The sequence below is a fragment of the Bradyrhizobium sp. JHI2711 genome (assembly GCF_056156565.1).
The window spans coordinates 220,563-235,525 of the sequence record NZ_JBPZPT010000003.1 but is presented as its reverse complement, the minus strand read 5'-3'; the positions used below and the strand labels follow the sequence as shown (position 1 = coordinate 235,525).

At 66.5% G+C, this 14,963-nt stretch carries 14 protein-coding genes; 10 read left to right on the top strand and 4 right to left on the bottom strand.

What is annotated here, in order from left to right:
- The first annotated feature begins 220 nt into the window (after window positions 1–220).
- From ACTEK7_RS23330 to ACTEK7_RS23320, 3 genes are read left to right on the top strand one after another with little or no spacing between them, the layout of a single operon-like run.
- On the top strand, window positions 221–718 hold the full coding sequence (locus tag ACTEK7_RS23330; protein ID WP_225134779.1) for a (2Fe-2S)-binding protein: 498 nt from the start codon (window positions 221–223) through the stop codon (window positions 716–718).
- Window positions 715–1,770 carry an FAD binding domain-containing protein gene (locus ACTEK7_RS23325; RefSeq protein WP_225147776.1) on the top strand — a complete coding sequence of 352 codons (1,056 nt, stop codon included), beginning with the start codon at window positions 715–717 and terminating at the stop codon, window positions 1,768–1,770. Before ACTEK7_RS23330 ends, ACTEK7_RS23325 begins: the two co-directional genes overlap by 4 nt.
- Entirely contained in the window at window positions 1,763–4,024 is a 2,262-nt protein-coding gene (locus ACTEK7_RS23320; RefSeq protein ID WP_225147775.1) for a xanthine dehydrogenase family protein molybdopterin-binding subunit, read from the top strand. Before ACTEK7_RS23325 ends, ACTEK7_RS23320 begins: the two co-directional genes overlap by 8 nt.
- Window positions 4,025–4,127: 103 nt before the next feature.
- On the opposite strand, the gene ACTEK7_RS23315 is transcribed toward ACTEK7_RS23320, so the two are convergent.
- Entirely contained in the window at window positions 4,128–4,676 is a 549-nt protein-coding gene (locus ACTEK7_RS23315) for a cupin domain-containing protein (RefSeq protein WP_018646206.1), read from the bottom strand.
- Window positions 4,677–4,836: 160 nt separating this feature from the next.
- Here ACTEK7_RS23315 and aptA point away from each other — a divergent pair, with 160 nt between their 5' ends.
- Together aptA and ACTEK7_RS23305 are read left to right on the top strand one after the other, a co-directional pair.
- Complete coding sequence (gene aptA / locus ACTEK7_RS23310; protein WP_225147774.1) at window positions 4,837–6,165, top strand: omega-aminotransferase AptA; 1,329 nt, start codon at window positions 4,837–4,839, stop codon at window positions 6,163–6,165.
- A gap of 71 nt (window positions 6,166–6,236) precedes the next feature.
- A complete protein-coding gene (locus tag ACTEK7_RS23305; RefSeq protein WP_225147773.1) occupies window positions 6,237–7,502 on the top strand; it encodes a D-amino acid dehydrogenase in 1,266 nt (421 codons plus the stop codon).
- A gap of 150 nt (window positions 7,503–7,652) precedes the next feature.
- Here ACTEK7_RS23305 and ACTEK7_RS23300 read toward each other — a convergent pair whose 3' ends face one another.
- On the bottom strand, window positions 7,653–8,309 hold the full coding sequence (locus tag ACTEK7_RS23300; RefSeq protein WP_192893337.1) for a helix-turn-helix domain-containing protein: 657 nt from the start codon (window positions 8,307–8,309) through the stop codon (window positions 7,653–7,655).
- 178 nt (window positions 8,310–8,487) lie between these two features.
- Here ACTEK7_RS23300 and ACTEK7_RS23295 point away from each other — a divergent pair, with 178 nt between their 5' ends.
- Genes ACTEK7_RS23295 through ACTEK7_RS23280 form a run of 4 tightly spaced genes read left to right on the top strand, consistent with a single transcriptional unit; the run spans window position 8,488 to window position 11,951 of the window.
- Window positions 8,488–9,246, top strand: a complete 759-nt coding sequence (locus ACTEK7_RS23295) for an ABC transporter substrate-binding protein (protein WP_225147772.1) — start codon at window positions 8,488–8,490, stop codon at window positions 9,244–9,246.
- Window positions 9,247–9,274: 28 nt separating this feature from the next.
- A complete protein-coding gene (locus ACTEK7_RS23290) occupies window positions 9,275–9,928 on the top strand; it encodes an amino acid ABC transporter permease (RefSeq protein WP_024341720.1) in 654 nt (217 codons plus the stop codon).
- A complete protein-coding gene (locus ACTEK7_RS23285; protein ID WP_036011798.1) occupies window positions 9,925–10,656 on the top strand; it encodes an amino acid ABC transporter ATP-binding protein in 732 nt (243 codons plus the stop codon). Before ACTEK7_RS23290 ends, ACTEK7_RS23285 begins: the two co-directional genes overlap by 4 nt.
- 11 nt (window positions 10,657–10,667) lie before the next feature.
- On the top strand, window positions 10,668–11,951 hold the full coding sequence (locus ACTEK7_RS23280; RefSeq protein ID WP_225147771.1) for an NAD(P)/FAD-dependent oxidoreductase: 1,284 nt from the start codon (window positions 10,668–10,670) through the stop codon (window positions 11,949–11,951).
- Between the two features lie 51 nt (window positions 11,952–12,002).
- Here the strand turns inward: ACTEK7_RS23280 and ACTEK7_RS23275 are convergent, their stop codons facing one another.
- Entirely contained in the window at window positions 12,003–12,221 is a 219-nt protein-coding gene (locus ACTEK7_RS23275; RefSeq protein WP_225147770.1) for a hypothetical protein, read from the bottom strand.
- Window positions 12,222–12,368: 147 nt separating this feature from the next.
- Window positions 12,369–13,958, bottom strand: coding sequence for a gamma-glutamyltransferase family protein (locus tag ACTEK7_RS23270; RefSeq protein ID WP_225147769.1), 1,590 nt, complete (start codon window positions 13,956–13,958; stop codon window positions 12,369–12,371).
- 122 nt (window positions 13,959–14,080) lie between these two features.
- Here ACTEK7_RS23270 and ACTEK7_RS23265 point away from each other — a divergent pair, with 122 nt between their 5' ends.
- A complete protein-coding gene (locus ACTEK7_RS23265) occupies window positions 14,081–14,854 on the top strand; it encodes an enoyl-CoA hydratase-related protein (RefSeq protein WP_109145186.1) in 774 nt (257 codons plus the stop codon).
- Window positions 14,855–14,963: the final 109 nt, after the last annotated feature.

Sequence of the window (14,963 nt, the reverse complement as noted above, 5' to 3'; positions counted from 1 at the left end):
AATTGGTTAGATTGAACCCATTGGTCGCCTTATCGCGTTGGTGACGCACGGGCTTTTGACGAATTCCAGATTTTTCCGCACCGGCCTTGTTAAGCGGAGGCTGCCTCCGTATCTTCGATCGAGCGTCGGCCGCATCGTGTTCGGCCGGCGCTATTCGACGGCGGCCACGGCGATGGCGCGCTGCGCGATGACTCATGTCCAAATCTGATCGGAGCCTTGTATGAACCACTCCATCAGCCTCACCGTGAACGGTGCGCGGCGCGATTTCGTCCTCGACGATCCGCGCGTCACGCTGCTCGATCTCCTGCGTGAGCGCCTTCATCTGACCGGAACCAAGAAGGGGTGCGACCGCGGCCAATGCGGCGCCTGCACCGTCCTGGTCGACGGCAAGCGCATCAATTCCTGCCTCGCGCTCGCTATCAGCCATGACGGGGCCGACATCCTCACCATCGAAGGCCTCGCGCGCGGCGACCAGCTCCATCCCGTGCAGGCCGCCTTCATCGCACATGACGGCTTTCAATGCGGCTTCTGCACGCCGGGCCAGATCATGAGCGCGATCGGCATGATCAGAGAAGGCCAGGCCGGCAACGATCCCGAGCGCGTCCGCGAATGCATGAGCGGCAATCTGTGCCGCTGCGGCGCTTACGTCGGCATCGTCGATGCCGTGCTGGACGCGCAAGGACAGATGGACGAGACCAATCAGAGGCGTTCCGCATGAAACCGTTCGATTATGTCAGGCCGGCCACCGTCACTGAAGCGGTTGCGGCGGCGGCCCAGCCCGGCGCGGTGTTTCTTGCAGCCGGCACCAACCTGCTCGACCTGATGAAGGGTGGCATCAGCCGTCCGGACCGGCTGGTCGACGTCACGCGTCTCGATGGGCTCGATCAGATCGAGACTCTCGCGGACGGGTCTTTGCGCATCGGCGCGCTGGTGAGCAACGCAGATCTCGCGCATGACGCTGAATTCGCGAGATCATATCCCGCGGTGGCCGAAGCACTGCTGTCCGGAGCGTCGGCGCAATTGCGCAATGCCGCGACAATCGGCGGCAATCTCCTGCAACGGACGCGCTGCGCGTATTTCTACGACACCGCCAGTCGCTGCAACAAGCGCGCACCTGGCTCCGGCTGCGACGCACTTCACGGCGAGAACCGCGGCCATGCCGTGCTCGGCTGGAGCGAGAGCTGTATCGCCACGCACCCTTCCGACTTCTGCGTGCCGCTGGTCGCGCTTGATGCCATCGTCGAGATCGAGGGCAGGGGCGGCCGGCGCGAGGTCGCGCTCGACGAACTGCACCGCCTGCCGGGCGATGCGCCCGAGCGCGAGACCGTGCTTGAGCCCGGCGATCTCATCGTCGCCGTGCGCCTGCCGCCTGCCGCACGCGGCTTTGCCGCGCATGCGCGTTACCTCAAGGTGCGCGAGCGTACCTCCTACGCCTTTGCTGTCGTCTCGGCCGCGGCCGCGCTGCGGATCGAGAACGGCAGAATCGCACAGGCGCGGCTCGCGCTCGGCGGCGTCGCCGCAAAGCCTTGGCGCGCTCGCGCAGCGGAAGACGTCCTCAAGGGCGTCGCGCCGACCGCGGACGCGTTCCAGGAGGCGGCCCGGCGTGCGCTCGAGGGCGCGAAGCCATCGGGCGACAACGCCTTCAAGATCGAGCTCGCGCGCCGCATCGTCGTGCGCGCGCTGACCTTGGCCGCTGCCGGAACGCCAGCGCGTATCCCCGCGCTGCCGGCTTCTCCCTTTGCCACGACTTCCGGAGCCCTCCATGTCTGAGCTCAATTTGACCAGTGCGCCGGCACATCTCAGGCACGGCTCGAACATCGGCCAGCCGCTGACCCGCCGTGACGGCATCCTCAAGGTGACGGGGCAGGCGACTTACGCCGCCGACAACCATCCGCCCGGCATGCTGTTTGCCGTGACGGCTGTCTCGAGCATTGCGCGCGGCCGTGTGGTCTCGCTCGATGTCGCTGCCGCAAAACGCCATCCCGGCGTCGTCGACGTCATGACGCCCGATCACAAGCCAGCGCTCGCGATCGACCCCGACCTCAAGACCAATCCGTTCGTGTTCCGGATGGAGGTGCTGCAGAGCAACGATATCCGCTACGCCAATCAGGCAATTGCGGTCGTGATCGCCGAAACGCTGGAGGCCGCGACGGAAGGCGCGGCGCTGCTGGCCCCGGCTTACGAGGTGCAGCCTGCGCTGGTCGGCCTCGATTCCGGCGAAAGCTTCGTGCCCCCGGTGGTCGGCGTCGGTAATCCGACGGAAAGCCATCGCGGCGATGTCGAAGCGGGCCTCGCCGCGGCCGACAAGCAGATCGAGGCGACCTACGAGACGCCGCCGCAATATCACAACGCGATGGAGCCGCATGCGATCGTGGCGCGCTGGGAGGGCGACAAGCTCTTCCTCGACACGCCGAGCCAGGCCATGGTGATGGCGCGAGCCCGCGTTGCCGAGCTGTTTGGCCTCGCGCCGGAGAAGATTCATATCCGCAGCCCGTTCCTGGGCGGCGGTTTCGGCTCGAAGGGATTCCTGACCGGGCCGCAGATCCTGGGCGTGATGGCCGCGAAGCTGGTCGGGAAGCCGGTCAAGCTGGTGCTGCGCCGCGAGCAGATGTATGGCCCGGTCGGCCACCGTGCGCCGACGCGCCAGCGCCTGCGCCTCGGCGCCGACGGCGAGGGGCGCCTGACTGCGCTCGATCATCACGCGCGAACCGTGTCGAGCACGTTCGACGATTTCTACGAGCCCGCCGCCGATGCCTCGCACACGCTCTACGCGGCGCCTGCGATCCGCACCTCGCACGATGCCGTGCGCGTCAACACCGGCACGCCGCTGTTCATGCGCGCGCCGGGCGAGGCGACCGGCTCGATCGCGCTGGAGAGCGCGATCGACGAGATGGCCTTCGCCTGCGGCATGGATCCGCTCGCCTTCCGCCTGAAGAACTACGCCGAGGTCGAGCCGATGACGGGACGGCCCTTCTCCTCCAAGGCGCTGCGGGCCTGCTACGAGCAGGGCGCCGCGCGCTTCGGCTGGGCCAAGCGTTCGCTTAAGCCGCGGCAGATGCGCGACGATGCCGGCCTCCTGGTCGGCTGGGGCATGGGTACGGCGACCTTCCCGGCGCTGATGTTCCAGGCGGAGGCGCGCGCGGCGATCCGCCGCGACGGCTCCGGCGTGATGGAGATCGGCGCGCACGACATGGGGCAGGGCGCCTGGACGGCGCTGGCGCAGATCGCGGCCGATTCGATAGGCCTCGACATCGACCGCCTCGACTTCAGGTCCGGCACGTCCGACCTGCCCGATGCCGGCATCGCCGGCGGCTCGGCGCACACGGCAACGGCAGGCGCTGCGATCCACAGCGCCGGTGCGGCCGTAATCGGAAAGCTCGCCGATCTCGCCACCAGCGACGAGCGCTCGCCGCTGTTCGGCGCCGGCAATGCCGGCGTGATCGCGCGCGACGGCAGGCTGATCCGCCGCGACGACGAGAGCCGGAGCGAGAGCTATGCCGAGATTCTGGCGCGCGCGGGCGTTGCCGAGATCGAGGCCCGCGGCACCGGCGCGCCGAACCCTGCGGCGATGGAGCATTATGCGATGCATGCCCACGGCGCGGTGTTCGCCGAGGTGAAGGTCGATCCCGAGCTCGGCCAGGTCCGCGTCAGCCGTATGATCGGCGCCTTCGCCGCCGGGCGCATCGTCAATCCGCGCATGGTGCAGAGCCAGCTGTTCGGCGGGATGATCTGGGGCCTGTCCTTCGCGCTGCATGAGGCGGCGATCACAGACCGGCGCAGCGGACGGATCATGAATGCCAATCTCGGCGAGTACCATATCCCCGTGAATGCCGACGTGCCGACGCTCGACGTCATCACCGTCGAGGAGCATGACCCGCACGTCAATGCGCTCGGCATCAAGGGTGTCGGCGAGATCGGCATCACCGGCAGCGCCGGCGCGGTCGCCAACGCGGTCTGGCACGCCACCGGCGTGCGCGTCCGCCGCTTTCCGATCCGGATCGAGGAGTTGCTGACGCAGCGCTGAAGCGCGATTGAAATCGGCCACATTGCTGCAACGACGCAGGTGCGCTCCCTCTCCCGCAAGCGGGAGAGGTGAACGAGCCGCGCCGGACGCGCCGATCTCGCCGTCAGAACGTCGGCGGCGTGCAGGCCGAGATCACCTCGCAGGGCTTGCCGCCGACGCAGCGGAAGCGATGCGGGCGGCGGCTCTCGAAATAATAGGCATCGCCGGGATTGAGGATGCGGCGCTCGTCCTCGACGGTGACCTCGAGCTTGCCTGAGATCACGATGCCGCCTTCCTCGCCGTCGTGGACGAGATGCACGCGTCCGGTGTCGCTGCCGGGCTCGTAGCGCTCTTTGAGGATCTGCAGGCTGCGCCCGAACAGATTGTCGCCGACCTGCCGGTACGAGATCGGCTTCTTGCCGACCTCGGTAAGCTCCTCGGCGCGGTAGAAGATCTTGCGCCTGGACTCCGGCTCCAGCGCGAAGAACTCGGCGAGCCCCATCGGGATGCCGTCGAGGATGCGCTTGAGCGCGCCGACCGAGGGGTTCATCTGGTTGGATTCGATCAGCGAAATCGTCGAATTGGTGACGCCGGCGCGCTTGGCCAGCTCGCGCTGCGACAGCTTGTGGCGCGCCCGGATGAATCGCAGCCGTCCACCGATGTCGACGCTCATGTCCTGGTCCTTGCCCTGATCCCGTGTTGCAGGTGTTGCGGATCGCGCAAATATGGACCGGCAGCCCCAGTCAAATCAATGGCTTGCAGGTCACCAGAAAAGGACTTGTTGCGCTTTCCAAGCCATGGCTCAGCTATGGGGTCAGCAAAGGAGCGCGGCCGTGACCCTTCATCAGATTCCGAACACCATCAAGACCGATTCGTACTGGATGCCGTTCACGGCCAACCGGCAGTTCAAGAAGTCGCCGCGCCTGTTCTCCTCGGCCGAGGGCATGTACTACACCAGCGTCGACGGCCGCCAGGTGATCGACGGCTCCGCCGGGCTCTGGTGCGTCAATGCCGGCCACGGCCGCAAGCAGATCGCCGCCGCCGTCGAGCGCCAGCTGATGACGCTGGACTTCGCGCCGTCGTTCCAGATGGGCCATCCGCTGGCATTCGACTTCGCCGAGCGTCTCGCCGAGATCGCCCCAAAGGGCCTCGACCGCGTCTTCTTCACCAATTCCGGCTCCGAGTCGGTCGACACCGCGCTGAAGATCGCGCTGGCCTATCACCGCGCCAACGGCCAGGCCAGCCGCACCCGCCTGATCGGTCGCGAGCGCGGCTATCACGGCGTCGGCTTCGGCGGCACCTCGGTCGGCGGCATGGTCGCCAACCGCCGCGCCTTCACCACCCTGCTGCCAGGCGTCGACCACATCCGCCACACCCATGATCTCACCCGCAACGCCTTCGCCAAGGACCTGCCCGAGCACGGCGCCGAGCTCGCCGACGATCTCGAGCGTCTGGTCGCCCTGCACGGCGCGGAAACGATCGCCGCCGTCATCGTCGAGCCGGTGCCGGGCTCGACCGCGGTGTTGCCGCCGCCGAAGGGATATCTGCAGCGCTTGCGCGAGATCTGCGACAAGCACGGCATCCTCCTGATCTTCGACGAGGTCATCACCGGCTTCGGCCGCCTCGGCACGCCGTTCGCCGCCAACTTCTTTGGCGTCACGCCGGACCTGATGACCACGGCCAAGGGCATCACCAACGGCACCGTGCCCTGCGGCGCCGTGTTCGCCAGCCGCAAGGTGCACGACGGCATGATGACCGGCCCGGAGAACCAGATCGAGCTGTTCCACGGCTACACCTATTCGGCGCATCCGGTCGCCTGCGCCGCGGGCATCGCGACCCTCGACATCTACAAGGACGAAGGCCTGCTCACGCGTGGTAGCTCGCTCGCCGAATACTGGCGCGATGCGCTGCATTCGCTCAAAGGCCTGCCGAACGTCGTCGACATCCGCAATTGCGGCCTGATGGGCGCGGTCGAACTCGCACCGCGTGGCGGCGTGGTCGGCGCGCGCGGCTACGACATGCTGGTCGAATGCTTCAACAACGGCCTCTATCTTCGCACCGGTGGCGATTCCGTCGCGATGTCGCCCCCGCTCATCGTCGAGAAGAGCCACATCGACCAGATGATCTCGATCCTCGGCGACGGCATCAAGAAGGTGGCCTGATAATTGCTCTCGCCGCTAGCGAGTTGTGTCCTTGCAGCGGCGAGCGTGATGCCGCAGGAGTTTGACGAAGCGTGAAAGTTCTGATCCTCGGCAGCGGTGTCATCGGTGTCACCTCTGCCTACTACCTCGCGCGTGCCGGCCATGATGTGACGGTCGTCGACCGCCAGCCGGAGCCGGCACTGGAGACCTCCTTCGCCAATGCCGGCGAGGTGTCGCCGGGCTATTCCTCGCCCTGGGCCGGCCCCGGCGTGCCGGTGAAGGCGATCAAGTGGCTGTTGATGAAGCACGGTCCGCTGGTGATCCGGCCGAAGCTCGACCCGGTGATGTGGGTCTGGCTGCTCAAGATGCTGCGCAACTGCACCAGCGCGCGCTACGCGGTCAACAAGAGCCGGATGATTCCGATCGCGGAATACAGCCGCGACTCTTTACGCGATCTGCGCCGCGACATCGGCATCCAGTATGACGAGCGCTCGCAGGGCACGCTGCAGCTGTTTCGCTACCAGGCCCAGCTCGACGGCACGGCCGAAGACATCGCCGTGCTCAAGCAATATGGCGTTCCCTTCGAGGTGCTGAGCCGCGAGGGCTGCATCGCCGCCGAGCCGGCGCTCGGCGGTGTGAAGGAGAAGTTCGTCGGCGGGCTGCGCCTGCCGCAGGACGAGACCGGCGACTGCCACATGTTCACGCAGGCGCTGGCCAAGCATGCCGGGGCGCTCGGCGTGCGCTTCCTGTTCAACACCTCGATCAACCGTATCGTCACCGATGGCGCGCGCGTCAGCGGTGTCGCCACGAGCGCCGGCCTGCTGCAGGCGGACGCTTACGTGCTCGCGCTCGGCAGCTGGTCGTCGCGGCTCCTGGCGCCGCTCGGTATCTCGCTGCCGGTCTATCCGGTGAAGGGCTACTCGATCACCGTGCCGATCAAGGACGCCGCAGGCGCGCCGGAATCGACCGTGATGGACGAGAGCTACAAGGTCGCGATCACCCGCCTCGGCAATCGCATCCGCGTCGGCGGCACCGCCGAAATCTCCGGCTATTCGGACAAGCTTTACGACGCACGCCGCGCCACGCTCGATCATTCGCTGACCGACCTGTTCCCGCGCGGCGGCGACCTGTCCAAGGCGACGTTCTGGAGCGGCCTGCGCCCGATGACGCCGGACGGCCCGCCCGTGATCGGCCGGACCCACTACGCCAACCTCCACCTCAACACCGGCCACGGCACGCTCGGCTGGACCATGTCGTGCGGCTCGGGCCGCGTGCTCGCTGACATGCTGTCGGGCAAGAAGCCGGACATCGACGTCAGTGCGTTGTCGGTGGAGCGGTACAAGCACCGGTTTGGGTGAGGCTCTATCCTCTCGTCATTGCGAGGAGCCCTTGCGACGAAGCAATCCAGGCTGTCTCCGCGGTGAGACTCTGGATTGCTTTGCTGCACTCGCAATGACGGCGTGGAGACGCCGCGGATTTCTTCCACCCGCCGCGTCCGTTGAAAGCAGCTACCCCGCCCCCGTCACGCAATTCACCCACAGCACCACGGCCTTCGCATCCCGCGCCGGATTGGAAAACCGGTGCGGCCGTCGGCTCGCGAAACGAAAACTGTCGCCCGTCTTCAGCGACCACGTCTGGCTGTCCACCGTCAGCATCATCTCGCCTTCGAGCACGAGCCCGGCCTCTTCGCCGTCGTGGGTGTAGAGCTCGTCGCCGGTGGAGCCGCCGGGCTCAAGATGCACCAGGAACAGATTGAGCTTGTTGTCGCTGCTCGCCGGGCTCAGCAATTGCTTGGACACGCCCGTGCGCCACAGCTTCAATTCGGGCCGCTGCACTCCGCGCGTCACCACCTGATCCGATGCGCCGTCGGCGCTCGGGCTCGCGCCGAACAGCGCGGCGATGCCGACGCCGAGCACGTCGGCGAGCGTCGCCAGCACCCGCAGCGACGGCGACGACAGCCCGCGCTCGATCTGGCTGAGGAAGCCGATCGACAGCTCCGTGCGCGCGGCGACCGTCTCCAGCGAGAACTGCCTGACTCGCCTGAGATCCCGGATGCGGCGGCCGACCGCGACGTCCATCGCCGGCTCGGCCGGCTTGGCAGCGGCTTTGGCTTTCACCTTGGCCGGCCTGTTCCTGGCCGGCTTTGCGGCGGCCGGTTTGCGCATTCTTTTGCCACCGCTCACGTCAAACCGCTTCCTTCATGTGCATGAAAACCGCTTGCATCACCCGCAAAAGTGTGACCAAATTTTCATATTGGTGAAAATAGGCCGAAACGGGCCGGCCCGCAACGTTTGATCGCGACATGCGCGCGCCGCCGCCGGCCAGGCCCAAAAGGGGGATGCGATGAAGCGTTTTGTTCAGGCCGCAGTTGCGGCGCTCGCCATTGCCACAGCGGTGCCGGCAGCGGCGCAACAGGCTCTGAAGGTCGGCTCGACTCCGACGGGCATTCCCTTCACCTTCCTCGACACCAAGACCAACACCATCCAGGGCATCATGGTCGATCTCATCACCGAGGTCGGCAAGGATGCCGGCTTCAACGTGCAGATCGAGCCGATGGCGTTCTCGGCGCTGATCCCCTCGCTGACTTCGAGCAAGATCGACATCATTGCGGCAGCGATGTTCATCACGCCGCCGCGCAAGGAGGTCATCGACTTCTCCGACCCGATCTACAGCTACGGCGAGGGCCTCGTGGTGCCGAAGACCGACACCAAGGCTTACGCCACGCAGGAGGATCTGAAGGGCCAGACGGTGGGGGCGCAAGTCGGCACCGCCTTCGTCGACGCGCTGAAGAAGACCGGCCTGTTCTCCGAAGTGAAGGCTTACGACACCATCCCGGACATCCTGCGCGACGTGAACACCGGCCGCCTCAAGGCCGGCTACGCCGACTATCCGATCCTCGCCTACAATCTGAAGCAGGGCGGCTTCCCCGAGGTGCGCCTGGTCGACGGCTACAAGCCGGTCACGGTCGGCTCGGTCGGCATCGGCGTGCGCAAGGGCGAGAGCGCACTGCTCGGCAAGATCAACGCTTCGCTGGCGAAGCTGAAAGCCAACGGCACCATCGACAAGATCCTCGATAAATGGGGCCTGAAAGCACAAGGTTGATCGATAGAAGCTGATCGAAGGCTGCCCGATGAAAGGCTTCTGGCGCGACGCCGTCGAGTTCTTCCCGATCCTGCTGAACGGCGTCGCGCTGACGATCATCGTCACGATCGGCTCGCTGTTGCTGTCGACGGTGCTCGGCCTGGTCTGGGCGATGATGCGGGTCTCCGGCATCAAAGCGCTGTCGATGCTCAGCGCCAGCCTGATCAACGTGATCCGCGGCATCCCGATCATCGTGCTGTTGTTCTACCTCTACTTCGTGATGCCCGATCTCGGCGTTACGCTCAGCGCGTTGCAGGCCGCGATCCTCGGGCTCGGCATCGCCTATTCGGCCTACCAGGCCGAAAACTTCCGCGCCGGCATCGAGGCGATCGACAAGGGGCAGATCGAGGCGGCGCAGTCGATCGGCATGGGCTGGTGGCTCACCATGCGCCGCGTGGTGCTGCCGCAGGCCGTGCGCATCGTGCTGCCGCCCTACGGCAACGTCATGATCATGATGCTGAAGGATTCCTCGCAAGCCTCGACCATCACGGTCGCCGAGCTCGCGCTGCAGGGCAAGCTGATCGCGTCCTCGACGTTCAAGAACACCAGCGTGTTCACGCTGGTCGCCCTGATGTACCTCACCATGAGCATTCCGCTGATCCTCTTGGTCCGTCACTTCGAGAAGCGGGCCGGCAAGCGATGATCGAGCTGAGCGACGTCCACAAGAGCTTTGGCAAGGTCGAGGTGCTCAAGGGCATCACGGCGAGCGTCGAGAAGGGTGAGGTGGTCTGCATCATCGGCCCCTCCGGCTCCGGCAAGTCGACCATCCTGCGCTGTATCAACGGCCTCGAAAGCTACGACCGCGGCGAGATCAGCGTCGAGGGCTTGAGGGTCGATCGCGACGCGCCCTCGATCGTGAACATCCGCACCCAGGTCTCGATGGTGTTCCAGCGCTTCAACCTGTTCCCGCATCGGACAGCGCTGGAGAACGTGATCGAGGGGCCGCTCTTCGTGAAGAAGGAGCCGCGCGCCCAGGTGCTCGAGCGCGGCCGCGCGCTGCTCGCTCAGGTTGGGCTTGCGGAAAAGGCTGATGCGCATCCGCCGCAGCTCTCCGGCGGGCAGCAGCAGCGCGTCGCCATCGCGCGGGCGCTCGCCATGCAGCCCAAGGCGATCCTGTTCGACGAGCCGACCTCGGCGCTCGACCCCGAGCTGGTCGGCGACGTCCTCGGCGTCATGCGCAAGCTCGCCGACGACGGCATGACCATGGTCGTCGTCACCCACGAGATGGGCTTTGCGCGCGACGTCGCCGATCGTGTTCTGTTCATCGATGGCGGCGTCATTGTCGAGCAGGGCCCGGCGAAATCGGTGCTCAATCAACCGCAGCACGCGCGGACGCAGGACTTCTTGCGCCGCGTGCTGCATCCGCTCTGACCGGTTTCGACATGACGCGCCTGCCTCTGCCGCCCTCGCTCTATGCCGACACCGCCGTGGCGCCGGTTGCCACGCCGCCGCTCGATGTCGACAAGAGCGTCTCGGTCGCGATCGTTGGCGGCGGCTACACCGGCCTTTCCACCGCGCTGCATCTGGCGGAGCAGGGTGTCGAGGCCTTGGTGCTGGAGGCGCAGGAGCCGGGCTGGGGCGCGTCCGGCAACAATGGCGGCCACACCAATCCCGGCCTGAAGCACGATCCGGATCAGATCGAAGCCGATTTCGGCACCCAACTCGGCCGCCGCATGATCGCGTTCGCCTATGGCACGACCAACTTCACGCACGATTTGATCCGCCGCTACCAGATCCCGTGCGAGGCGCGGCAGAACGGCACCTTGCGCGCGGCTTACAACGAGAGCAGCGCCGCCGCGATCGAGAAGACCGCGCAGCAATGCATCCGCCGCGGCATGCCGGTGAATTATCTGAACCGCGAGCAGTTGCGCGAGATGACGGGCACCGACCGCTACATCGGCGCGATGTTGGATGCACGCGGCGGCGATCTGCATCCCCTGAGCTACGCCCGTGGTCTTGCCCGCGCCGCGATGTCGGCGGGCGCGAAGGTTCATGGCGAGACGCCGGCATTGTCCCTGCGCCGCGACGGCACGCGCTGGCGCATCGAGACGCCGCGCGCAGTGGTTCATGCGGATAAAGTCCTGCTCGCCACCAACGGCTTCACCGACGATCTCTGGCCGGCGCTCCGCCGCACCATCGTGCCGGTGTTTTCCTCGATCGCCGCCACCGCGCCGCTTTCCGACGCAGTCGCCCGTTCGATCATGCCGACGCGTCCGGTGCTCTACGAGAGCGGCCATATCACGGTCTACTATCGCATCGATCAGCAGAACCGTCTGTTGATGGGCGGGCGCGGCCCGATGCGCTGGATCAGGTCGCCGCATGACGTCGCCTATCTCATGCGTTATGCGGAGCGACTCTGGCCGCAGCTCAAGGGCGTTGCCTGGACCCACGGCTGGAACAGCCGGCTCGCCATCACTGCGGACCATTATCCGCATGTGCACGAGCCCGCGGAGAACATCCTGATCTCGCTCGGCTGCAACGGCCGCGGCGTTGCGCTTGCGACCGCCATGGGTGCGCAACTCGCCCGCCGCCTCATCGGCGGCGCCAAGGCCGAGATCGACATGCCCATCACGGGCATCAAGCCGATCCCGATGCACGCGTTCTGGCCGGTGGGCGTGACGACTGCGGTGATGGCGGGCCGTGTGCGCGATCGACTCGGCATATGAAAAAGGCGCCGCTCGGTGAGGAGCGACGCCTTGCTCGGATCCTAGCTCGACTCAGCAGCGACCCTGCTTCCAAAGTCCGGGCGGGCACGCGTGACCGCGCCAGCCGACCTTGCGACCGTGGTACCAGCCGAACGACTTGCCATGGTGATGATGGCCCATCTTGTGGCCATGACCATGTCCATGTCCGTGCCCACCCTTCGCCAGCGCGGCGCTCGTAAATGTGAAGCCGGCCGCAATGATCAGCGAGGCGGCGAGCGCAAGTTTCTTCATGATGTCCTCCAGTGGGGCGAGCGCATTTGTCCGTTCAGTGAACGAACGGTGGGTGGGTAAGTTCCCTGCGAATGTGGAGGAGTCGTGACGCTCGCCTGGATGCGTAATCGCGCCGGAGCTCAACGCGCGCTGGCATGTCGAGCGGAGTCAAGCCTCCGCCACCGCATCGGCCCAGGGCTGGAAAATCTCGACCGCGCCGGAATTGACCTCGCCCTCGCGCATCACGACGCTCGGGCAGGCGAACTTCTGCGGCAGCGCCTGCACCCGGCTCTCTTCATAGTCGAAGCGCGCGGCCAGCGCCTCGCGCACCTCCGCCGGCAGACGCGCATCGCCGATCACCACCGCGCCTTCGCTGGCGTCGATGCGCGGCTGGTGGATGGCGCCGTCGAGGTCCATCCCATAATCCATCGCGAAGGACACGAGCTGCATCACCGACGGCAGGATGCGGCGACCGCCGGAGGCGCCGATTGCGAGGCGCTTGCCGTCCTTGGTCTCGGCGATGACGGGCGTGTAGTTGCAGAGGCAGCGCTTGCCGGGTGCAAGCGAGTTGGTGGTGCCGGCTGTCGGGTCGAACCACATGATGCCGTTGTTCATGGTGATGCCGGTGTGCGGTGTCACGTAGCGCGAGCCAAAGGACGACAGTAGCGTCTGCGTCACCGCCGCGATGTTGCCGTGACGATCGACCACCGAGAAATGCGTAGTGCAGGCCGGCGCCAGATATTCGGCGCCGAGCGAGCGCTTGCCGTCGGCATCGCCCATATCCTTGAGCCGTTCGCGGAAGGCGGCCTGCAGGGCGAGCGCATATTCGACATAGGCGCCGGCATCCGGCGCGCCTGCCGGCGTCAGGCTCTGCTGCAACAGCCGCAGCGCATGAGCCATTGTCGGCCCCGCGGTGAGCTCCGGGGTCGCGAACACCCTGCCTTGGCGATAGGGGATCGCCAGCGGCGCGCGCAGATGGGCGCGGAATGCGGCGAGATCCTCCACCGACAGCGAGCCGCCGTCGGCCTTGATGTCGGAAGCAATGCTCCTGGCGAGATCGCCCTGATAGAAATCGCGCGCGCCCGCGTCGGCGAGATGTGTCAGCGTCGCCTTCAGGGCGTCCTGCGGCAGCCGCGTCTCGAATTTGATGCCCCAGGGCGCGGTTGGGGGCAGGCCGTCCTTCAGATATGCGGCCGCGCTCGCGGGGTATCGCCTGAGATCGGCGGCCGAGCCCGCGATCGTCACCGTCGTCCACCAATCGACCAGCAGGCCTTCGCCGGCAAGCCGAGCTGCCGGCGTGACCAGATCCTTCCACGGCATCTTGGCGTAGCGGCGGTGCGCCTCTTCCATTCCGGCGACGACACCGGGTACGGCGATCGAGCCGGGGCCGTGGATGTTGCGATCGTCCTTCACCCTTGGCCAGGGAAACAGGTCGGACGACGCGCCTTCGCCGCTGAGCGGATAATCGGCCGTGCGCAGGCTTTGCGGCGCGCACATGCCGTAGTCGATCACCTCATAGCGATTTTCCTTGGCGCGGTAGAGCACCATCGCACCGCCGCCGCCGATGCCGCTGTTCCAGGGCTCCAGCACGTTGAGGGCAAACGTGGTCGCAACGATCGCGTCGACGCAATCGCCGCCCGCGGCCAGCACCTGCGCCCCGGCTTCGGCCGCCCGCCGCGATTGCGAGGCGACGATGCCGCCCTTGGAGGTGACGGCGGGCTTGCGGACGGTCTGGTTGAGGCTGAACTGGTGAGGCATGGTGTCGTCTTGATCTCTGGATTCAGTTGCGTCGTGCACTGAGGTTGAAAGCTCTGCGATTGGCGAAGCGCGCGGACAATGGCACATTGCCGCCAACGAGAACATCGAAAGGGAGGCGCGGCATGGCTGGTGTGAAACAGGCGCGGGATGGCGCGGTCGGGATCCTGACGCTCGACGAGCCGGCCAGCCTCAACGCGATGACGCCAGACCTGCTCGGCGCACTTGCCCTAGCCGTCGGCGAAATGACGGGGGACGAGGCCATCCGCGCGCTGGTGCTCACGGGCGCCGGGCGGGGATTTTGCTCAGGACAGAATTTGAAAGCCTCAGAGGCGCTCGGCGAGGACATCGCGGCCGGCGTGATGCGCTTCTACTGGCCGGCCTTCAAGGCCTTGCGCGAATGCCGAGTGCCTGTTGTCGTTGCCGTCAATGGCGTCGCGGCCGGCGGCGGCTTCAGTCTCGCAATGGCCGGCGACATCATCGTCGCGGCGCGGTCGGCGAGCTTCATCCAGGTGTTCAGCCGCATCGCGCTGGTGCCCGATCTCGGCTCGACCTGGCTCTTGCCGCGGCTGATCGGCCGGCAGCGCGCGCTCGAGCTGATGCTGCTCAATGAGCCGCTGACGGCGGAACGCGCCCAGGAGATCGGCCTGGTCCGGCAGGTCGTCGACGACGCCAAGTTGATGGATGAGGCGTTAGGTTTGGCGCGCCGCCTCGCCGAAGGACCGACGCGCGCTTTGGTCGCAACCCGCGCTCTGGTCGAGGAGAGCGAGCATGCGACCTATGAAGCGCAGTTCCGCCGCGAGATCGAGCTTCAGGCCACGATCCGCAAGAGCGCGGACGCCATGGAAGGCCGCAATGCGTTCGTGGAGAAGCGCAAGGCGAAGTTTACCGGGAGGTGAGGTGGGCATGCTTCTCATCCAACCGTCATGCCCGGGCTGTCCCGGGCATCCACGTCTTCCTATCCGAGCCCCCAAAACGTGGAATGGCCGGGTCAAGCCCGGCCATGAC